Annotated in this window: 21 protein-coding genes and 1 CRISPR repeat array; all 21 genes read right to left on the bottom strand. The window is 41.8% G+C overall.

Annotated features, from left to right (window positions below):
- Positions 1-128: 128 nt before the first annotated feature.
- Positions 129-527, bottom strand: coding sequence for a hypothetical protein (locus tag FC96_RS07305; RefSeq protein ID WP_235804735.1), 399 nt, complete (start codon positions 525-527; stop codon positions 129-131).
- A 239-nt stretch (positions 528-766) separates the two neighbouring features.
- Positions 767-2,212 (bottom strand): catalase, encoded by a 1,446-nt coding sequence (locus FC96_RS07300; RefSeq protein WP_055679666.1) that lies wholly within the window; start codon positions 2,210-2,212, stop codon positions 767-769.
- A 694-nt stretch (positions 2,213-2,906) separates the two neighbouring features.
- The gene (locus FC96_RS07295; RefSeq protein ID WP_054660850.1) at positions 2,907-3,671 is read right to left on the bottom strand and encodes an N-acetylmuramoyl-L-alanine amidase; all 765 of its coding nucleotides are present in this window, start codon (positions 3,669-3,671) and stop codon (positions 2,907-2,909) included.
- Positions 3,671-3,946 (bottom strand): hypothetical protein, encoded by a 276-nt coding sequence (locus tag FC96_RS07290; RefSeq protein WP_056942524.1) that lies wholly within the window; start codon positions 3,944-3,946, stop codon positions 3,671-3,673. Before FC96_RS07290 ends, FC96_RS07295 begins: the two co-directional genes overlap by 1 nt.
- A gap of 11 nt (positions 3,947-3,957) precedes the next feature.
- Entirely contained in the window at positions 3,958-4,185 is a 228-nt protein-coding gene (locus tag FC96_RS07285; protein WP_054660848.1) for a hypothetical protein, read from the bottom strand.
- A complete protein-coding gene (locus tag FC96_RS07280) occupies positions 4,182-4,586 on the bottom strand; it encodes a hypothetical protein (protein ID WP_056942523.1) in 405 nt (134 codons plus the stop codon). The genes FC96_RS07285 and FC96_RS07280 overlap by 4 nt, the downstream gene beginning before the upstream one ends.
- Positions 4,587-6,060: 1,474 nt before the next feature.
- Positions 6,061-6,822: direct repeats of the CRISPR family, unit length 28 nt; unit sequence GGATCACCTCCGCTGGTGCGGAGACTAC.
- 105 nt (positions 6,823-6,927) lie between these two features.
- Complete coding sequence (locus FC96_RS12905) at positions 6,928-7,071, bottom strand: XkdX family protein (RefSeq protein WP_156403188.1); 144 nt, start codon at positions 7,069-7,071, stop codon at positions 6,928-6,930.
- A 12-nt stretch (positions 7,072-7,083) separates the two neighbouring features.
- Positions 7,084-7,515, bottom strand: coding sequence for a hypothetical protein (locus FC96_RS07275; RefSeq protein ID WP_054660844.1), 432 nt, complete (start codon positions 7,513-7,515; stop codon positions 7,084-7,086).
- A gap of 46 nt (positions 7,516-7,561) precedes the next feature.
- Positions 7,562-8,122, bottom strand: a complete 561-nt coding sequence (locus tag FC96_RS07270; RefSeq protein ID WP_054660842.1) for a hypothetical protein — start codon at positions 8,120-8,122, stop codon at positions 7,562-7,564.
- 11 nt (positions 8,123-8,133) lie between these two features.
- On the bottom strand, positions 8,134-9,207 hold the full coding sequence (locus tag FC96_RS07265) for a hypothetical protein (RefSeq protein ID WP_056942522.1): 1,074 nt from the start codon (positions 9,205-9,207) through the stop codon (positions 8,134-8,136).
- Entirely contained in the window at positions 9,207-10,094 is an 888-nt protein-coding gene (locus tag FC96_RS07260) for a hypothetical protein (protein ID WP_054660836.1), read from the bottom strand. Before FC96_RS07260 ends, FC96_RS07265 begins: the two co-directional genes overlap by 1 nt.
- Positions 10,087-10,806, bottom strand: coding sequence for a hypothetical protein (locus FC96_RS07255; protein WP_054660834.1), 720 nt, complete (start codon positions 10,804-10,806; stop codon positions 10,087-10,089). Before FC96_RS07255 ends, FC96_RS07260 begins: the two co-directional genes overlap by 8 nt.
- Positions 10,793-11,968: a baseplate J/gp47 family protein gene (locus tag FC96_RS07250; RefSeq protein WP_056942521.1), complete on the bottom strand. Its 1,176-nt coding sequence runs from the start codon at positions 11,966-11,968 to the stop codon at positions 10,793-10,795. Before FC96_RS07250 ends, FC96_RS07255 begins: the two co-directional genes overlap by 14 nt.
- A 429-nt stretch (positions 11,969-12,397) precedes the next feature.
- Positions 12,398-12,784, bottom strand: a complete 387-nt coding sequence (locus tag FC96_RS07245; protein ID WP_056942520.1) for a contractile injection system sheath initiator — start codon at positions 12,782-12,784, stop codon at positions 12,398-12,400.
- Between the two features lie 357 nt (positions 12,785-13,141).
- Positions 13,142-13,510, bottom strand: a complete 369-nt coding sequence (locus FC96_RS07240; protein ID WP_056942519.1) for a hypothetical protein — start codon at positions 13,508-13,510, stop codon at positions 13,142-13,144.
- Positions 13,507-14,808 carry a hypothetical protein gene (locus FC96_RS07235; protein WP_056942518.1) on the bottom strand — a complete coding sequence of 434 codons (1,302 nt, stop codon included), beginning with the start codon at positions 14,806-14,808 and terminating at the stop codon, positions 13,507-13,509. Before FC96_RS07235 ends, FC96_RS07240 begins: the two co-directional genes overlap by 4 nt.
- The gene (locus FC96_RS07230) at positions 14,808-15,290 is read right to left on the bottom strand and encodes a phage baseplate plug family protein (RefSeq protein ID WP_056942517.1); all 483 of its coding nucleotides are present in this window, start codon (positions 15,288-15,290) and stop codon (positions 14,808-14,810) included. The genes FC96_RS07235 and FC96_RS07230 overlap by 1 nt, the downstream gene beginning before the upstream one ends.
- 10 nt (positions 15,291-15,300) lie before the next feature.
- Complete coding sequence (locus FC96_RS07225) at positions 15,301-16,299, bottom strand: phage baseplate protein (protein WP_156403187.1); 999 nt, start codon at positions 16,297-16,299, stop codon at positions 15,301-15,303.
- 62 nt (positions 16,300-16,361) lie between these two features.
- Positions 16,362-21,503: a phage tail tape measure protein gene (locus FC96_RS07220; RefSeq protein WP_056942515.1), complete on the bottom strand. Its 5,142-nt coding sequence runs from the start codon at positions 21,501-21,503 to the stop codon at positions 16,362-16,364.
- Positions 21,503-21,769, bottom strand: a complete 267-nt coding sequence (locus tag FC96_RS07215; RefSeq protein ID WP_156403186.1) for a hypothetical protein — start codon at positions 21,767-21,769, stop codon at positions 21,503-21,505. Before FC96_RS07215 ends, FC96_RS07220 begins: the two co-directional genes overlap by 1 nt.
- Positions 21,741-22,253, bottom strand: coding sequence for a hypothetical protein (locus FC96_RS07210; RefSeq protein ID WP_056942514.1), 513 nt, complete (start codon positions 22,251-22,253; stop codon positions 21,741-21,743). The genes FC96_RS07215 and FC96_RS07210 overlap by 29 nt, the downstream gene beginning before the upstream one ends.
- Positions 22,254-22,263 lie beyond the last annotated feature (10 nt).

Below are 22,263 nucleotides of genomic sequence, written 5' to 3'. Positions count from 1 at the left end.
ATATTTAATGCAAACAAAATTCGAATTATGTATAATATAAAGCCTACTTTATTTTTAATTTGTAACAAAAAACTGTCCGTCTTCAGAGATGGGCAGTTTAGAAAATCGAACTAGAATTCCGTTTTTTTTTATTTATTAATATTTTTGAGAGCTTGACCGTAAATCCAATAATTAGTTGTGACATTCTTATGGTTAACCTTCTTAGACACTGAGAAACGATACCAATTATATTGTGTGGCCTGGTTGGCGGTCATGTTAACTTTGACAGGGAATTGGCTAATCTTTTTTAAATTAATTCCTGATTTTTTCCAAGAAATTGTCTTGATCTTTTTATAGTTACTGTTAGGTACATGGTTGTATAACTTAAATGAACCGTAGTTATTGTTGAATTTGGCGTTCATTTTTGTCTTAGTATACTTTAGCTGTCCTACCATTGGCCCTTTAGTTGAAGTTGTTTTTGCACTTACACTAATACCCATAACAGACAGCGCCATCAACGTGGTAAACAGCATTACAAATCTTTTCATAAGTGTTGCCTCCATCAGTAATATATTTTGTTTCAGGTACACGGCCATTACATCATTTAAAATTGAATGATTACAGCGATTTTGCTAGATCGTTTAATATTTTTAATAGTCTTCACTAGAAAGCATCATTTATTTAAATGAAAAAATTATGGTAATACATCTGCCCACTATAAGAAAATAAAAACACCCAATCTTTTTAAGAAGGGTGTCCTATCAGTGGTATTGAATTTATTAGATACCTAATCAATAACTTTAGAAATGTCCAGATGTGCCGCGCTGGCAATTCTCTTTCCATAATCTTTGTCTGCATGGTAGAAGTTTTGCGTAGCCAAGATCTTGATTTCATCATTATCGAAAGTACTAAACGCATTAACAATCGTTTGGATTAACCGTTCTTGTTCGTCATCTGACATCAAACGATACAAGTCTCCGGCCTGTGAATAGAAGTCGGTATCATATGGCTTGAAATGGCCGGTTTCACCTGACACACCATCTGCGTGAATTTTCGCTTTATGCACTTCTTTAGGACCGTTTTTACTGTTCGGTTCGTAATTAACACTATCATCTTGATTTTGTGCCATAAATCCATCACGAGCGTAATTATGAACCTCGTTAATGGGCCGGTTTATTGGTAGTTGCTCATAGTTTGCCCCAAGTCGATACCTTGCAGCATCTTTGTACCCAAATAAACGCCCCTGCAATAATTTATCTGGTGAAGCCTCAATTCCTGGTACCAAATTGGCCGGTGAGAACGCTAACTCCTCGACTTCATCGAAATAGTTCGTTGGATTTTCGTTTAACGTAAATTCACCTATTGTGACTAATGGGTAATCTTTGTGCGATACTACCTTTGTCACATCAAAAATATCCGATTTATAGCTGAATCCATCTTTATAAGGAATAATCTGCACCGCTACTTTCCACTTAGGGAAATTCTTTTCTTCAATAGCATCATACAGGTCATGTAATAGATAATCGGTGTCTTTGCCTGCGATTTTTTCCGCCGCATCATCAGTCATGTTATGAACACCTTGATCACTGATAAAGTGATACTTCACCCAAAAAGCTTCACCATGTGCGTTAACCCATTTAAATGTATGACTTCCATACCCATTCATAGTTCTGTAACTAGCCGGATTACCACGATCGCCCATCAAATAAGTCACCTGGTGCGTACTTTCCGGAGAATGAGCCCAAAAATCCCATTGCATCTCATTATCTCGAAGATGTGTCTTCGGATCCCTTTTTTGAGAATGAATAAAGTCCGGAAACTTTAGAGGATCATTTATAAAGAAAACAGGTGTGTTATTCCCAACAATGTCATAATTCCCCTCTGCAGTATAAAGTTTAATCGCAAATCCCCGAACGTCTCTGATCGTATCAGGATAACCAGACTCCCCAGCTACTTGGGAAAATCTGATAGCCAAAGGTGTTTCCTTACCTTCTCCATTAAATAAATCAGCTTTGGTATAATCGGACATATCTCTCGTTAATTTAAAAGATCCTTTAGCTCCGGCTCCTTTTGCGTGTACGACTCGTTCCGGAATTCGTTCTCTGTTAAAATGTGCCAATTTTTCAAGTAGTTCATAATCTTGCATCAGTACTGGGCCACGTTTCCCGGCTGTTTGCGAATGATTATTATCCGACCAAGGTTGACCCGATTCGGTAGTTAGCTTTTCTGTCATGTCATTTCCCCCTTAACATTCCTATATTTTGGTTGTACCCTATTTAAAACTTGAATTCAAGTATTTAGCTGTATTCAATTACAGAATTAAAGCAAGCTAGATTACGACTACTTACGTTTCTTTTTAATCGGGTGCCATTGTATTTGAGGTATAAATTCATCATATATAAAAATGCTCGCCTTTGGGGAAACAGACCTCCCGGGTGGCAACAATACGCGATATTGTTAATACTGTTCACATATCCATGTCGACCATTGAAATGATTTAAAAACTGTTGGTACAATCGGGTTAATTTAACTAAGGTATATTTTTAAAAAGATCCCATTTGAATAACGAAAAGGAGAATTAATAAAATGATCTCTACGCTTATTGGCTTTTGCTTTTTGGGCTTTATTATTATGAGTATCGGACTCAAATATAACGTGTCTAAAACTATATACTTTGGCCTGGCCGTGATGATCTTTCCAGTGTTAACCTTCTTTTTTTTATACTTTACTCATTAAGGCGACCCTGCCGATTTCCTCGTTTTACATCTTATTGGAATAGTTTTTGTAAATTTCGTGAACAAAATATAAGAAGCCGCCTACCCCAATAAGGGCAGGCGGCTAGACGAAACTAGGTTAGATGAAGAATTCAGGCTCTTCAAAATTTGTATATGACTCATTAAGCGTTTTTATTATAGCACAGCTAAAGGTTATTTGAGAGCCTTAATAAATTTTACATAGTCCTTGTTGGCAGTCACGTAACCGACAGCGGTTTTAAAGCGGTAAATCTTACCGTACTTCTTCGGTTGAGCATAAAAACGACTCCCCTTCATAAAACGCACAGCCCGCTTCTGTTGTGCCTTAAGATCTTTGTATGCGTACACTTTTGGTGCAACAACTTCATAAAGCCCTTTAGTTTTGTAGTATTCTGGCTCGCCCATTGTTCCTACCACTCCATTCTTTAAATCCTTAGCAAATTGCCGTTTACTGATCCCCCATTTAGCCAAATAACCGTAAGGGTCAACATGGTCGCCACCGAAATGTTGAGTCACCCACTTATGCGTCTTAACTCCTTCAGTTGTGCGTCCACCTTTATCCAATGTTAAAGGAATCCCGTACTTTTTGGCGTAATATCGAATCAACCAAATATAGCGCTTATAAGATTCATTAAAACGGGCCTGCGTATCAACATGAGCTAGTTCGACTTGCATCGGGCTGTACGGGTTAGCATCTAAAGCACCCCAAGCCACATATCCCGGCTGCCCAACTTGGAAAATCGCCGTATCGTCCACAATAAAATGGGTATATGCGGCACCGTAATGTCCTTTCATATACGCCGCTTCGTTTCGAGCTGAATGGGCGCCCTTGTTGGCATCGTTGCCAGTATCATGCGCAATGATAAACCGCTTAACAGCCATTCGCCCATCACCTTCAGTGGCACCCAAAGCATAATCATTATTAATTGGATATCCCATTATTTAATCCCTCCAAAACCTTTAAATCCATCAAATAAGCCGGCTGTAAAACCACCAACTAACAGCCCCATTACAGCACTAGACAGGTAATTCGTGTCACCCGTCGTGGCAGTTGCCACCAAGCCGACCAAAATACCCGCCCCCATGGCTATCCAAGGCAAGTAATGGTTACCTAGCCGCGTCGTTTTAAAGGCCTGAGTGATACAAAAAACGACCAAAACTGTAATCATCAGTTCGGCCGTCGTCCCTAAATTAAGTTGTTGAATTAAATCCATATTATCCTCTCCTATAAGTCGCCATACTTTTGAATATAGCGATCAATTTTATGTTGCAGTGCTACGTTTTGCTGTTCAGCTTTCTCAGCTCGCGTTAATGCTTTGGTATACAGTGATTCCCATTGTTCTTGTTGCGACTTACGTTTTCCTAAATCATGGGTAAAATAGGCCGCCGCAAAAGCGGGCACAATCGCAATAACGGGGCCAAACTGGTGGACAATCTCCCCCAGCCAATTCATAACGAAGCGCTCCCCGAATCACTCCGTTTAGCTAAATAAAAAACCACTACAGTTAAAGCCGCATTACTAATCCACGGCATATCAATACCCAGCTTGATAAAGTGTGCCAGCTGAAGACAGGTCAAAAAAGTCATCATAAACGCTGATACAATCAGCAAAGCATGATCAAATCGCACAGAACGATTAAAATCGATTACCCAATACAATAACAACGTCCCTAAGACAACAAACGCCCCGCCAAAAATATCATCATTGGCAATGCCTGACAGCACTGGAGGCCAAATAAAATACTGATCACTCAAGACCAAGTGGATCCCAATGGCAATCTGAAATAGACCAAGCATGATATGCAACGGATTCTCTTTAATTGATGATTTAAACACTAGTTTCTGATTTTTCATTTTATCCCCTTCTTTCAAATTTTAAGTAAATAAAAAGCACCTACTGTATAAGTAAGTGCTCTGCGTGGTTATATAGGCCAAGAGGTAATCACAATCTAGAAAGTTTAAGTGTAAGCGCAATCCACTGGCACCACGCGATTAAATTTTATCATTTTTTGACTTATAAAACCGACATTTTTCTAAATTAAACAAAAAACACTCCAAAATAACGGAGTGTTTTACTATTCCAACCTTTAGTTTCCCCAAGAACCGTCCTATCTACTATAGCCTACGCAAAAGCTCTGTTTAGTTCAAGAAAAAAGCTTTTCAATTTCAGAGCCGTAATACCAGCTTTAAATTATACCCGTAAAAAAGCACCTACTTCGTAAGAAATAGGTGCTCATACGCGGAGGATCTAGGATCATCCTGAATAAAAGATGAGAAACCGCTTCATGTTTGGGGAAGCTCCTCCGCATAAAGCAGTATATCATCATTAGGCTAGTTTGGGCAGAACTTTTTCAGGCCATCACAACAATTGAGTGCACTCACTTATTCAATAATTGGATGCACAATAAAAGCCACCTACGAGAGAATATAGGTGGCTTTGAGGTTATATTTTGCGACGAGAAAATTTGGGGGAGTCTCTATCGCTGGTAACTACTGTAGGGGTATCAGAGGAGTAACTGAGCTACCAACAAGAATAATACCTGACATCGAGACAATATACAACTAAAAATATTCGAACAAATAATGTTATTTGAAAATTCATCAATAAATCATGGTGCAATGTACTTTTCACAACCAGGTTAGTTGTAAACAAAAGGCACCTACCATTTCAGATAGATGCCATTTTTTACAGACACGCAGAAGCCAAGTCAATTACTTAACTTGAAAAGGAGTGAAACTGCTGTGTGTTTGAGGAACAGCTTCTGCGCTTTTTTAGTATAGCACGAAACATAAACTTTTCGAGCACTGAATCGCCTTCGCGGGTGCGGAGAGTACGTCTGCTGATCCATGTCGATACCCTCTTGGTTGGGATCACCTCCGCGGGTGCGGAGAGTACTTGAGAAAAACAAAGGGACTTTCGCAGGAAGAAGGATCACCTCCGCGGGTGCGGAGAGTACCAATAAACAATCATTGATATAGCGGCTTCTTTAAAGGAATATCCCTCATTTTTTAATGAGAAACAATTTATTTTTAAAATACACCATTACTTTGAGCAATACAACCGCATAAAACCTAATTTCGAGTTCAATAGTGCTAAGCAAAAGAAAAGCACTTACCAATTAAGATAAGTGCTATACGTGGTAAATGCCTAAAAATCAAATTTTAGAGTAGTATAGCCGCACTCATTACCACGCATGTTCATTTTATCACTATTTCCTTTCTGTACATCACGATCTTTTAATTTTTATAGTATTTTCACCTCTAATTAATAATTTAAACTAAAAGTTAGTAAGCGATAATGAGCAAATGGCTTGGCACATTCCCACCGGAGATCACCTCCGCTAGTGCGGAGACTACGATAGCTCGCGGATCGAGTTAGACAGCGCGTCAGGATCACCTCCGCGGGTGCGGAGACTACTTGGCAGTGTCGAGGCTGGTATCGGATAGCCCGGGATCACCTCCGCGGGTGCGGAGACTACACACTCATTTGGTCCACTTTTTGCAAGCTCTGAGGACCACCTCCGCGGGTGCGGAGACTACTTAACCCGGTCTCCGGCGTTAAGTGTAGAGATGGGATCACCTCCGCTAGTGCGGAGACTACGCTTTACCATCACCAATATTCTGAACGGTTTGGGGATCACCTCCGCTAGTGCGGAGATTACTCCAAGCAATTCGGTCCGCATATTAATCGTTTTGGGATCACCTCCGCTGGTGCGGAGACTACAGCGACGATTACCAAAGTTGACGATATTAAGGAGGATCACCTCCGCTGGTGCGGAGACTACCAATTTACCAAGTCCACATTTGAAGCGTTTGCGGGATCACCTCCGCTGGTGCGGAGACTACCTCAACGTCAAAGCGTAATGCCCCCATCAAATAGGATCACCTCCGCTGGTGCGGAGACTACGGATGTGTCTACAACGGGTGATATGAACAGTCAGGATCACCTCCGCTGGTGCGGAGACTACACGTAGTCGACCTTTCGAATAACAATGGCATTAGGATCACCTCCGCTGGTGCGGAGACTACCAGATTTGGACCGCATCGGTGCTGACTGGGGTGGGATCACCTCCGCTGGTGCGGAGACTACACTAAATAATCATTGATACAACGGGATTTTCCAAAAGGTGTAACCTCAATTTTTATGAGTTTCGAATCCTGTGTTAAAACTACACCATAACTTCGATCACTTCAACTATTTTCCCGTGTAGTCAATACCTGTAATCTCTTTATATTGTTCTGGGGTAAGGCACCAATTAACCATATAATCAATCTTTAACCCCCAAGAGTTGTACAATTTTGCGGTGTCATAATTTGGAAAGCTAAATGGGTTTTTCATTTTCTGTCCCTCCTACTTGTTTGTCTGTAACTCAGTTACTGTCTGTTGTAGTTTAACAATTTGTTGGGTCAAGCTACCAAACTGTTCTTGAAATTGTTGTGATTGTTGAGTAAATCTCTGTTGAGCCTCAGTTTGAGCTCTAGTGGCAGCGTCCAAAACTTGTTCTAGGTTAGTTGCATTAGAAAAAGTTTGGTCCAGTCTATTGGCTTGCTGATCAATAATGCCTTGCAGGTAGTTGATCTCTAAGCTCGGCAGGTTCCCCGGCGCCTGTAAACGGCCATTGCCTAGCAGGCGGTACTGCCACCAGTAGCGGGTGAAGTACTGTACGGACGTGGCCGGTACGTCTACTTCCTGTAAGCCGTCAGCTGTTTCTAGTACGGGGGCAGTGTCCTTATCTGGGAACTCGCCATTGAGTTTTGAATCTGGTTTTACATAATATTTCATGCTAAATCCTCCTTATTTTTGTGTAAAAGAAAAGCACCCTTAGGTGCTAGTAGGCAGTGATCGAGTCTATATCTATATAGCCATTTCCATCAGTTCCTGTGTATATGCAAGTGCTTTTTCCAGAACCACCTGAGTAGTTACTTAAAAAGGTTAAAGTGTCAGTGCCAATGCTTTGAATTTTCGCACCTGCTACCACACCCACTCCGAATTTGCTAACTTCTATCAAGCTGACAATTGCATGCGTCTGCAATTGTTGTTTCGTTAAATTTATAGAAGTTTTGAATAGAAATTTAATATCATCTCGATCTGACCAAATAATCGCGCTACCCGCTTTCGTTTTATTTGGCGGATTGGTAAACGGTACATACTTATAAAAATTAGTATAATCTGTTATTGCCATACCAGAAATACTAAGTTCTAGTCCCCCGTCTAGCTTATCAAAAGTACTGGATAACTTAATGTTTGGTCCACTAATAGCATTATCAGGTAAACTCGCATTGCCTAGATATTCGCTGCCATGCATAAAGAAGCGTTCTTTTTCAAAAATTTTAGTTCCGGGATTTATGCCACTATCCCAAATTAAAGTGTTGCCGATAATTAAACCCATGATTACCCCTCCTAGTATGACAAAATATATTTGATCGCCAAAAATCGATCAAAATCAGTGCTAATTCCAGACCCTAAAACACCATTCACTGAAATTGATAACTCAGTTTTCTGAATTTTCAAATCAACGTTAAATTGAGTGCCTAAATTATCTAAGACTATAATTTTTTTCGACGGCGCTTCTTTAGAAATTAAGACTGGATTTTCAGGAATGGTGAAAGTACCGCTTCCGTTAGCGTTCCAACCGGAAAAGCCACCATAATAATAGTCAGCACTCGTATTTTCAAAAATGATCTGTACACCAGTCTTCTGATTTTGAATTTCTTCTGACAGTTTTAACTTACCTCCGGAAATACCCTTCACTTTATAAAATGGTGTGTTGCCATTCCCTAAATCTTTATCACCTGTTAAAACTCCACTTGAATCCCCGAATGAGTATAGTGAATGTCCGTCAACGACATCGTAATACGCGTTTACTGGAACAATATTTTTATTCGTATCCAACGTAGAATCCGATTTAATGAAATTAGCCGTTTTACCACTACTTAAAAGTATCTGGCGCATGTTGGCCGCATTAATCACTTCTTCTACATGTGAGCTAGTCAGCTCTTGGCCTTGTAAAATTTGGTATCGGGAGTCTTTTGAAACTTCTACAAATTGGTCTTGGACTTTTTTACTGATGCTTGTCCAGAGGTTAGCACTACTAGTAGAATCGATAAACTGGACATTAATTTGTTGTGTCCTGTTATTTTCCTTTACCCAGTAATTTAATTGAGACCACGGCAAAGCATTTTTAGCACTATTCAAATCTTCCCATACGCCAGTTCCAGTTACGTAACCTCGATAACCGCCCGGGATATGACCCTTGGCGACGTAGTTGCCATTCTCATCTTGAGAATCGGAAACATTCATGACATCTTTTTCATCAGCTGTGCCAGTTTTGACGAATGGTATATCATACGTACCCACACTCTCGCCGGTGTCTTTCAGCACATAATTTATTGTCACAATCGGATCCGCCTCATAAACCAGCTTATTTCCGACCACGCAACCAATAATCTCCTGATTTCCAATAACCATTCCCATCAGCTCAAGTCCTTTCCCCAGACATAGGCGTAGGTTGGATGCTGTTTTCCACCAGCAATGGCGGCCTCTTTATCAGCTACCAAAACAATCACCGGTGCGGGATTTCCGTCGATAGTCAAGTTGCTTTGAGCAAAATCAACCCTATCTGTAGCCTTACCGGTATCAGGATTGCGGTGGACCACTTCGGTATCTTTAGCCAGTTTGTCGAGTGTCTCTTGCGTGACGAAGACCCCCGTCTGCTCCCCGTCCTTGGTCGTGGCCTTTACGCTTACATTGTCGTCGGACAGCGTCACCAGGTTATCGGGTAGCTTTGGCGTGACATTTTTAATTTCGTTGTCAACTTCTTGCTTGGTGTAATAGTTCTTAAAGCGTGCATCTAAGTCCGTGACTAAGATATAGTTCTTTAAGATGCCATCCAGTTCGTCATTGGAGACAGAACCATCTGGAGAGATGATAATATTAACGTTTTGAGCATCACCGACATGCACCTTTAACTTGAAGCTCGTCCCAGTGACCGTGGCGCCAGTTTGTCCTGGAATTAGATCCGGCTTGCTGGCAGTTAGAATACCATATAAAATCTCATCGCCGTCAGCTGGTTTAGCAAACAGAGCCAAACCATACAATAGATAATCCGTCGTTAAATCCTTGTTGACTACTTTAACTGGCACATTGACCGTATGATCGTCCTGTACACTAATCGTACCAACCGGTAGGTCTTGCATTACACTGTCCAACTTAGTGATTGCCTTCAATTGGTCAGCAGTCATTGCTGACATATCTTTATCGGTGGTTTGGGCGTGTGTGTATTGAATCTTTTTCTCGGCTAAGGTTTGCGCTGACAATTGATATCCCGCTTCAGTAATAATGAGTTTGTTCCATTTAGCCATGAGTAACCTCCTCACTTTCAATTTCGTATTCTGTGTTGACAACTTGGGTGGAATGCAGATAAGTCGTAGTATCCACTTCACGTTCGGTTGTTTCGGTGCCGATATCGCTCTCGACCTCGACAAAGTTAAACGGGATTGCAGCCGTGCCAACATACAAATTACCTGTTGATGAAACTTCAAAAGTTACGTTAGAAAGCGTTATGCCTAATGCCAAAGCATTTTGTAGCTCGTTAATGAAGAGCTGTGTAATTTCTGGATGTTCGATTTCGTCTAATGGCAAATTCTCTACGTTGACGTGTAACGGTTCACCACGCGGCTGACCATCGGCTCCAATTTTATAGTCGTTATGCACCTGCACCTCACTGGGATCAACGTTAAACGTAGCTGCCACAATGGCTATCACTTCGTTGGCAGTACCTTGTGACGTTCGATTCACCATTTTTAGTTTTAGCAAGAAGCGGTATAAGTCATCCGGCTTGCCCAAACGAGGTAGGTCAAAATCATCACCGATATCGTCTAATTGGCCGCCGACTGCATTCTCAATATCGTTTAATAATGCAATACTTTTAGTATTTTGAGTCTTATCGTAAATAAATTTGTTTAAAACCCGTAGAAACTTTTCGGTAGGGGCATTGGGTGCCGTATTGATACCGTTAGTAGGAATGTCCAGAATTTCTTTTTCATGATAAAGTTCAAACTCACTCTTTGGCACTACTGATCACCTCAATTGTTTCATCACCCGTGGTGGCCACTGAAAAATTATCTAGGGTAATATTGGTTCGCCCCAATGATTCCCTAGTGGTTCCCCAGGTTAGATCAACCACATCATCAACACCATCTACATCAAATATGACCCCGAAGACTTGAGCATATTTAAGAATGGTCCCCATACTCATTTCATCAATCCAGGCTTCGATGTTGTCTTTAACGTCTTGCATGACGCTATCCGGGTCGGCCGCATTCTGAGTACTAATTGATAACTTAATTGAAAAGTAAATTGGCTGTTCTGTCCCATCAGAAAAGGCGACGTGATTTACGTCGCCATTGATAAGTGGAATATCAAATTGTCTAGTGCCAACTAACGTGATCCCCAGTGCAATGTTATCCGAAATAGCTTGTGCCACCGTTTGTGGTTCGCCACCCAGCACATAGATATGAGTGGTGTATGGCGGATCACCGGCCGCATTCGCTGTTCGTTCATTATTAACCGTCGTTAAAACACTCTTAACTCCTGATACTTCATACAAGGCAGACTGAATACCGTTGGGCGTCGGTGACTTAATGGCTTTTTGAGCCAGCAAAAGCCGTCTACGCAAATCGTAATCTGTTTCCATATCAGCCCCACCAGTTGCGGGTTCCGGGTTGGTAACCGATTCAATTTCCTCCACAAACATCACTTGGTCCGTAATCGTATTAGCAGCGCAGTTGTATTCTTCGCCCATTTCTTTAGCATACACCCTAACGCTCACTGTACCGTCCGCACCAATTACAACATCATCTTGTGTTTCAAAAATTCGGTCCTCATTGTTACTAAACATACTTTCTGCGTCAATGGCATATCCTGGCGTGCCTTTAATTAATAAACTGGTACTGGCAAATTGAGCCAAATTACGTGAAACACCGTAGTTAGCAGCTAAACGATCTAGTGACGTTCCTTCAGCTAACGACACAAAACGTGAATCATAAACGTCTTCAGTATTTAACTCTGACTTAGCCAGTTGACGGGCTAAAGATTCCAGCACGCTTTCAACCCAAGAACCAGTTGATAAGTCAACATCGGGTCCTAAATTCTTATCTTTTTTAATTTCCGTTTGCAATGACAGCAACCACTCATCATACGTGGTTGGTTCAAAGCCTGTTTCTTTCAGTCCCAAGAATACTCCTCCCTTCTATAATTTAGGTAAGATAAAAGCACTTACCGATTATGATAAGTGCTGTGATATACTTTATATCGTGGAAAAGTTAATGACGGTTGGCAAATCCAATCACTAAGAGGTGGTCGCCTATGAAAGACGTACCTAATCTGACTGTGAAAGGAGGTGCCATTGGTGTCTGTTGTTTCCGTGTTGACGTTAGTTTGCACATCATGTGCATGCCTGATCGAATTAATCAGACTAATAGTCGACATCGTGAACGCAATTTTAGACAACAAAAAAGACCGTCACTAAACTTTCGGCTAAGTTTAACGGTCTTTTGATCAAAAACTAAATGCCAGCCGTCTTTAGCGGCTCCACATGAGTCGGTGTTCTAGCACCGGCTCTTTTTACATACCTACAATAACATCTATCATTCGAATTCTCAACTCAAAACCCTAGAGGTTGCTCTAATTCGATATTCGGATTGCCGTTGTTATCGGCAATTAAGTCCGAATCGGATAATCTTAATTTGACCTGGATGCTAACTCTCCGCCGGTCTAAATTTGGAGTCACATTCACATCAAGTACTTGTGATACCCGATCATCATTTTCATAAGCTTCGGCAATCTTCGCCGCAGCAATATCCGTATCTTCAGTAGTACCAAAAAAATTGAGCCACTCAACGCCAAAACTATCATCATCTTTAGCCCAACCGACTGACGACATTAGTCGTAACCGTAACGATTGACGCAACTCATCTATACCGTTTACTACGCTGTCGCCTTTCATAAAATTGGGATCCCCATTAATATCCAACCTAACATCCGTACTCATATCAATTTCTCCAATCAAAATCAAAAGGGCACCGACAATAAGTCAATGCCCTTCTGTACTATATACGTGGAACTTCTCCCATACACCCCAATAACCGACCTCCATCAGCAATGCTACCGAGTGGGAACGGTTTGGTATAAATCCCCCGATTTATACCAAAAATAGATACTACAGCATCTTATTCTTAATGTAAACACATGAAAACAGGCAAACACGCGACTAGCACGTGAATAATTAAATTTTAAGTCATTTAGAACGATTACAAATACTGATATAGCAGGAATCACGTTTAGGTATCATTTTTTTATTGCTTTTACATTAAGATACCTTAAAATCTTTCTAAATTACATATATTGCTCATTTAATCACTCCTAATACGATACTCGAATCAACACTATTCATACGATTCCTATCTTCACGAAGTGTTTGGCCCTTCTTGTAATGTTCTAAACTATCGGCGATCACACCGACCAGGACATCATCACCAATCTTTAATTCCCGAGTATGGCCACCCTCGCTTTTTCCCGGTACATAAAACCCAAAGTCTAGTTGATAGCAGTCACTCACAGGTGTTCTTTTTTTGCCTTCTACTGTCATTGTAGCTGGTTGAACAGTCAGTGGCTTTGTTTTAATGACTCGCCCAACAAATAGCGTTTTTAGACCGCTCACCGATTGACTGATGCGTGAATCGATCAACGCAACTAAGGAATTCTCACCCGTCTTCATTTCTTTCTTCCTTTCTTGTGACGCTTAGTTCGCTTGTTCTTAACTGTTCCTCGCGCCGCCTTGTCCTTAACACGTTTATTTTTGGCCTTTAAATCTGCTTTAGCTTTTTCCTCATTTGCCATCTGTTTGGCCTTTTTAAGACTTTCGGCCTGTGCCTTTTGATAAGCGGCATATGGCACAAATTGGAAAGTCACGGTACTAGTGGTTGTAGTGTATTCACGTTGGCCGCTTAACACCACGCACTTACCATAATTTTTAATACCATCGTTAATGTAAACGAGTGCGCCCACGTGAATTTCTTTACGCATTAAACTTTGAGTTTCATACTTCTGACCACTGTATTCGCCGTCATCACTAGGCGTTGGGTGACTAATCAAACCCGTTTCTGGAGTTAAATGCAAACTGGCCTTTTGACCTGTTGTCATTTCTTGGACATACAATTTTCCGCCTTCAATAAAGACTGGGGTATTGGCACTATCAGCAATCTTTTTAATAGCATTAATCGGCTTGCCCCCAACCGTATAACCGTTGGCAAACTTATGGTTGTAGTTAAGTTTAACTGTACCGAGAGGAACCTTAGCTCGTTTAGCAACGTCGCGAATAATAGTTAAGGCTTTGGTACCCGCCTTGTAATGCAAATTTACATACGATACTTGCTTGACCATTTTAGATTTAGCAATTTTAGTTTTCTTCGTCTTGGCGTACTTTTTGCGGATTTTGGCTGAGTGAGTTTTCTTTTGACTATTCAATGCTTTTCTTTTTAAAGCTCGTTCATGTGACGTTGCGTTGGGGTTGTCGCGAATCCACTTATCAATTTCAGCTTGCTTTTTGCGGTTATATTCTGAGATATAGTCCGTCATCGTCTTCCCACTTGCCGACTTTCGATCGTTCTTAATCCCTACTTTGACTTTCTTTACCTTTTTAACTTTGATCGTGTCAGCAGAAATATCTGGGAAACTGTTAAAGTTTACCTGGATCGTCCGATCAGTGCCATCTAAAGCAATCGGTGTTGAAGACTTGATGGTCCCTTTAGCCACAATGCCACCATTTTTCGCCGAAGCATCGGCATTATAAAACCCTGCCGTGACGATAATTGTGCGGCCTTGCAGAAAGTACCCAAACTCTTTGTCGGTTAAGTTATACATCGTTAGCGAATTAACATCAGGATTAACCCCCGTCGTAAACGGTAGCGTAAATTCTAGTGCCCGATTATTTGGTGCCTTGTCCCAGGATAAAAACTCAACTTGGTGGCCTTTCCATTGCACATAAACACGAGCATAGCGGTGAACAAAATACATTATTCACCCCCACCTTCCTGTAACTCCGAATCATCATCGATACTATCATCAGTGTCATTATCGGCATCTTCAAAAGTCTCCTCAACGCTAAAGTCCATGTTGGCGTCGTCACCGTCAGGATTAAAGTAACCACTACTGTGATTATTCGGGTCCATCTCACCAGTAAATCGATTATCAATCGAAATAAAAATGGAATCATTAATTGTCGCCAGATTAACCTCGTGAGTCTGGCCAGTTTCATCAATTAACGTCAGCGTCTCGCTTGGTAGGGCCGCATCATGTAGATCAGCAAACAGCGTTTCTTGAGCTACTAGTCGTTCGCGGGTCACTAAATCTTCACCATCTTCATCGACTAACGAGAAATAGAACCGATCATTCTCACTGTTATAATCCACGGTAGCTTCATATTCCATACCACTTAACGGTAGAGGGAATGTTTGTGGCAGGTTATTTTTATTAAACTGAATCGTATCAAGATACATATATCATCACCTATTTCACGCGAATTCGCTTGCCCACCGGTAGCTTTCCTTCTGGCCAGCCATTCCACGCCATGAGTGTGGCAACGGCGGTACCGTATTTTTTGTGAAAGAACCAGTAACCTTGTCCTTTTTGGATTTTGGTATAGTGTGGGCCTTTCCCTTTTTTTGACTTGTCACCCTTCTTTTTAGGGTTGGAATCTGTTTTATTTTTTGACTTTTTCCCATTACTACCCGATTTGGAAGTTTTAGTCGTGGCACTTTTAGCCCACTTCGTGTCCTGATAGGTTACTGACACTGAAACTGCATTGTCTCGAGGAGCATCAAAGTTGGCCGACACTGCGGTTAATACCGCACTCTTCGTTGGCCGTTGCCCATGTAACACCTCAACTTCGGTACCATTCTCAGACCACCGCTTTAACATGTCATATTGCTTTTTTAAGCCTGCAATGCCAGAATCGGGGTCCATGGATTTTAACGATCCGCCTAATTTGCCATCAATTTGATGTTGGGTGGGTTCCATCTGCGTATAGTGGTTAACGTACTGCCCCGGCGAAATACTATTTGACGTCATACTGGTTGAGCTAGATTCGGTTTCAGTGCTGTTATCAATATAGACGTAGCTGTGGGTTGTCCCTGGGTGCTTCGGCATAATCAGTGGACGGCCAGCAGCCCAATACCCCGGCTTCTCCTTTTTAGCATTGTTCAAAGACTGTTCTTTATTTTTAATGGTCTTTTTACGTTTGCTTTCTTGTGCTTTATATGGAGCCAGCTTCTTTTTGGCAGCCGAATATTTAGCTTTGTATTTACTCATGTTGCCACTAGCAATAAACATCGCCTGCTGCACTGCAAAAATTTGCTTGCGCAGTTTTTCTTTTTCAGCTACCGTTGCATGTTGATACTTTTCGGCTAACTGATCTTTGAGTTTTGAATCTGCATTGTATATGTTTTTGAATTTATTGTAATAATTCAGGGCTGTTTTAAGCGCTTTTTCGTATTGTGCTTTAGACACAGTCATCGCTCCTTTCTATATCTTAATATGTAAAAGGCCCTCCAAAGAGGGCCTTAATTTGGTCATGCCATTGAAGCTTCAACGTAACTGTCCATGAAGGCCTTAAAGTCAGCATAACTAGCTTTAACTCCTGCTTGAGCACCACGTTTTGCCTCATCGGCATTAGCCGGATTTTGAACAATAATCTTGGGTTCAAATTTAATAATCGGACGAATCGTCGTTTTAGTCTTTGGCTGAGTGACCGATTGTCGCATTTCATTAAATTTAATCTGCGATTGCTTAATTTCAGCAGCTTGCTTACGCATCTTCAAGAAATCCTTGAATTGTGCAAACACGCCACTACGACTCTTTTTGCCGCGATCCGAAATAGCTTCCATCAATAATGGGTCCGCGCTTGGCCGACTGGTATTAATTGCCACTTCATTCTGACCCGCTTCGCCAAACACGTTGACTGCTCCGCTTTGAGCCCAACCGCCATTAGCAAACCGTCGGTGTCCCGAAGGCCCTGAAGCTTGCCCACGCCATTCACCAACCTTGCCGTTATAGCCAACTCCAATATCAGTTTTATAATGGCTATTATTGAAAAAGGCTAACAATTGGTCCCAGGCTGACAAGATGTTTTTATGACCCTTAACAGCATAAGCGTTAAAGGTCCCACGTTTATATTGCAACAGACCCATTGCGGAACCGGTGCCATCGCCGTCATTAACTCCTGTGACGCCGGCGCGTCCACCAGATTCGTTCTGAATCATCTTCAACATGTAACTCATCCACTTGCCACCTGGAATAGTTGCGTGCATAGCCTTAGCTGCTTTGCGAATGAGTGATTCATAATCGCCAATTGGCTGACCACCAATCGAACCTAAATCATTATCAGCAAAACGATCCTCTAATGAACTAATAGCTTTCTTTCCCAGTTGATGCTTAAAAAGCTTTTTGAGCTTAGGATTGGCTTTAGTTACGTGCTTCTCTTGATCATGAAGCCCTTTAACTCGATAGACGCCATCGTGAGAAACAGAAGTTACATCGTTAATGCTGGTAACTCGTGCTCGAGGCGGTGTTTCATTAAACATTGCGCCAGTTCGCGGATTTTTTAGAATACCAACGTGGCCAGCTGCCCCATTACCATGACCGAATAGGTAAAGATCACCTGGCTTTCCTAAGTGATAGCTCCTACCTAATCGTTCTAACGATGAACTGGCTTGCATGGCAGTAGTTGTCCGACCTGCATCAATACCAAAGTGTTTCAAAGCAGTCATAACCATACCGGAACAGTCATACACACTAGGCCCCGTACCACCCATAACATAAGGTTTACCAGCGAAGTGCTTTTCAGCATACTCTAAAAATGCTTTTCGAGTTCCTCCACCACTACCGATGATGTCACTCAAAACAGACCAGGCAGCCGTAATCCAAGGAATACCAATCTTACTTGCAGCTCCTCGACCAGATGTGGTTACCTCTTGTGACAGTCTCGATCCTGATGGTTGTACATGGCTAGCATAGGCCTTCTGCCACGAAGCCGGTATATTTTTCTGACTGTTCTCAACTAATTTTTCTAACGTATCATTAGATACCCCAGAACCTTTAGCATACCTAACAATCCCGCCACGGCCGATAAATTCTTGGGTCTGACGGCCATTTAAGACTTGTTCACCCTTCTTCAAATGGTGTACGGCGTTTTGTCCGTGAGCTAATGATACTGTGCCGTTGTTATGGACGATAGCCTCTTGGCGTGGCCCCGTTTGGGCATCATTTAAAATCGCAATTTGATCTGTTGGTATACGTCCATTAGAGCCTTTTGCGTAACTGATTGGCTTTAATATACGCGTATTGCCACCAAATTGAGAGAAAGTGCTATTAATACCACTAATGCCGATATTAAGTTGCTTGATAGCAGCGGCCATCGCTTTGTGCGTATAGTTATCCAGTTTTCCAAAAATTTTGTAGAAGTCGGTAACCATATCTTGAGTGACAGCGTTCATACCTTTGTGCATCTGATTCATTTGAGCCTGACTACCCTGTTTCATCTGAACCAGCTGTGTCAATGAATTCTTTTGCATAGTGTCAAAATCCTTCACTGTGCTCTTGTGAATTATACCGGTATGCTTGTCGGTATCTTTAGCAATCGAATTCCATTGCTTCTTAGACCCTTTTTGCAGCGTTTTAAGCGACTTCAACGACTTCTTGGATGACTTACCGTAAGCATCAAAATCAACTACTGTACCCTTATTTTTGACTTTTTTAAGCTTAGCAGTTCCGGCTGCATGATGAACCGGACCAAGAAGCGTCTTTGTATCCTTAGCATTAAAAATGTTAGTGCCTTTAGGAATAAACTTGTGGACATTATGTCCCTTAGGAAGTTCAGCTTGACCGTTAGGATAAACCATTAGCTCGCGTCCGCCGCCATCGTTGACAATGGCATGTTCATCACGACGGACACCGGGACCGAGATTAGGCAAGTGAGTAGTTCCGGTGGCATGCTTCTTGCCTTTATCATCGCCGCCACCAAACCAGCCTTTGATCGTCTTAATTGGGTGTGAAACAAAACTACCAATAGATTTCCCAAAAGTTTTCAAAGTATCCCAGATTCCGCTGATAATATCTTTGAAGACGTCACCAATGGTGCCAAAGATCCCTGTAAAAATTTGCTTCGCATCTTGCCAAATATTTTTCCATCGGCCGTGGAAAATATCAGAAATTAGCGAAACAACCCCACTTACTGTTTTAATTAAACCCGAAAGTACATGACCCACAACTTTAATAGCTGTTTTAACGGCTGTACCAAAAATCTTAAATGCAAATCCGGCAGCTTTCATTGAAACACTGACCACCGACTTAATAAGTTTCATGGAATCTTTAATTGCACCGCTGCCATTTTTACCAGAAAGTGGCTTCACAACATATTTATTCCAAGCCTTGCCAACGCCACTGAAGGATTTAAGAAAAGTTTTGCCAATTGAACTAAACGTTCTCTTAATTGGTTTAATCAACTTGTCTATAGTCTTACCGATGCCTTTCAAGGAACCAGTGATGGTTTTTTGCATTTTCTTAGGGATCGTCTTTTGGATTGTCGAACCGAGTTTGCTTCCCAGCATCTGCCCAATCACTGCACCGGCGATACCACCCACTGGCCCTAGTAGTGACCCAAGAGCACCACCACCAAGCATACCCGCTGTGGCGCCAACTTTCTTACCAGCATTGTGCTGATTCATGCCAATCAAGTTAGTACCAGCCATGGCAATATCAAGGATTGGAACCTTAGAAGCAACTTTCCCGGCTAATTTAAACCCACCCGAAGTAAGTTTGCCAACGCGAGTTGCTCCTGGTATCTTACCAAGGAGTGATTTACCTTTGCTGAAGCCACCTTTAGTAATCGTCTTAGCATCTGACCACAGTGTCATAGGTAGACTCTTAACACCTGAATTAAATTTAGATAATCGGGTCGGGGTACGATGCCTGCCACGGTATCGCTTAGGCAATTTAGGCAAGGACGTGCCACTTAAAATGGCACTCCCCCGGACACCTTTATGCTTAGGCACGTTCTTAACCCCTGTGGCCTTCTCTAGTTTTCCAAGCACAGACAACAGTTTCGTGTCACCTAAAAACGAGACTGCTGCTTTCAAAGCACCAAAAGATTTTACTAAGCCACCGATTGCCATTGAGACTGGTGCTATAGCACCAACGGCCACAATCCCCCAAGTCACAATTTTCTTTTGCGATTTAGGCATATCGTTAATCTTGAATAGCAATTTATCAACTGCAAATAGGAATTTGTTGACGTTGGGCAACACTGTTGTGGCAAAAGAAATTCCTAATCCATTCAAAGACTGCTTAAAAATATTGATCTGACTTTGTGCTGACCCCATATTCTTTTGAGACAACTTACCAACATAGTCCATGTTAGTAGATTTTTGAACCTGTTTATCTAAGCTCTTAAGTTGTTTGACGTTTTCAGCCATGATCGTGCCGGCTTGCTGACCAGTCGTACCAAACAGGTTATGGAAAATAGCGCCCTTTTCGCTTTTGCCTAAATCTTTCGTATGCTGGTTCAGAATACCGAAAATATCAGTCATTGATTTCATATCGCCATTTGACTTTACAAAATCCTTTGTGGATACCCCAATGTCCTTCATAGCCTGAATTGCCGCTTTACCAGGGCTCTGCAGAGATACGAGGGCCTTACGTAGTCCGGTCCCGGCCTTATCAGCTTCCAATCCGTTGTTAGACAAGATACCAATAGAGCTAGCAGTTTCGTGTAGCGTGATGCCGCTCAAATGAGCCGTTGCCCCGACGTACTCCATAGCTTTACCCATGGACTGAAAGTCAGTCGCAGTCAGGTCAGACGCATACGCCATTTGGTTGACGACCGTCTTGGTATTTTTAATCATGCCGCTGGTCGTCTTGGCTCGCATACCGAAGGATTCAAGCGTGGTAGTGGCATTGTGAACGACATCGCTATAATCATCACCTGATGCAATGGACGCTTGCAGTAATGATTTTTGGGCGCCTAACGCTTGGTTGGAATCGTAACCACGTTTAACTAATTCTTGGTAGCCATCCGCAATCTTGCGTTGTGAGACTCCATATCGAACTGAATATTTGCTTGCGTCGTCCTGCATCTTACCAACGTTGCGAGTTGCTTCGCTGGCTTTTTCACCACCGTACGTTAAAAGGTTGGTGGTTTCTCTAAACGAATGTTGTAATTTGACGGCATCATCAGCTGACTTAACAAACGCTGCACCTAAGGCGAAAGAGGTTAAAGCCATTTTGTGACCAACGTTAGTAAACCTGTCACCAACACTAGAAAACTTCTTGTATTGATCTGAAGCTTTTTTCGCGCTTTGAGTAACCCGTTGCATGCTAGAAATTTGACTATTGAAGTTTCCTGAATGGATTGCCCTCGTCATTGATTGCTTTAATCCGTCAGTTTGCCTTGTCGCACGTTTAACGGCGCTCTCGGTGTCTTTAACACTGCTAGTTACACCGTCAAATCCGTGTTGTTCTTGGGCTAACCTATTTCCGCTTCCCCGGGCAATTTCACTATTTAATCCTTTGACGGAAGCTTGGGCCGCTTTGATTGACTTACTCATCTCAGGCATACGTTTCTTAATGTCTTTAATGACATTACGCAAGCCATCCAGTTGTGAAAGGCCATCAACGCTGATGCGATAACCAATGTCATCACCGGCAATTTCGGGCATCAGTCTCCCTCCTTTCCACCAAAGGCCAAGGCAATCGCATTTGCTTTCGTATACAGCTCATTTTTAGTACGTAAAGCAGTTGCATACTGCAAAATGCTCAGTTCATTGCCTGACATGTTCTCTAATTCTGCTGGCGTAATGTTAGAAGCCCCAGCAATATAAGTGGCCCAACGCATCGCCAGCACCGGATTAAGCTCAAACAGGCTTTCTATCTGTCGTTTGTTGAAAAAAATTGAACTACGATAGATAAAACGTATTGATGACATTCATAAAGTCATCAAGTTCACCTTTCGTCATGCCCACCTCTGTTAAATGATCAAATGTAACCTTATTCATTGGCTTGTCGTCCACCTGAATTACCTTAATGATTTCTTTCATAATGAATGAGTAAACACCCATTTTATTGAGTATCACCAGATCATTACCGTTGTCATCGCTTGAGATTTTAACCTCTTTGTCGCTAAGCTCGGTACTGACTCGTAGACCAGGCTTAACAACCGTCGTTAACAATTTCTTGCCATTTTTAAGCACGTATTCGAAGTTGAAATTATCATCAACTGACACTTCATCGAACTTTGCACGTTTGATTGAGGGCAATTTATCAGTAACTGTCGGAACGTTTTTTTCCTCTCTTAGGGAAGATTCTTTGGTAACATCAAGCATAGGCTTAACGTCTACTTCTTCGGTTACCGGTTTGGGAGCAGTTTCTCCGATAACGTTAGCGTCGTTTTGCAATTCTTCGTTATCCATTTACTAAAGT

It is taken from the genome of Secundilactobacillus kimchicus JCM 15530 (assembly GCF_001433995.1).
Lineage (GTDB): Bacteria > Bacillota > Bacilli > Lactobacillales > Lactobacillaceae > Secundilactobacillus > Secundilactobacillus kimchicus.
This window is presented reverse-complemented; position numbering and strand designations above follow the sequence as displayed.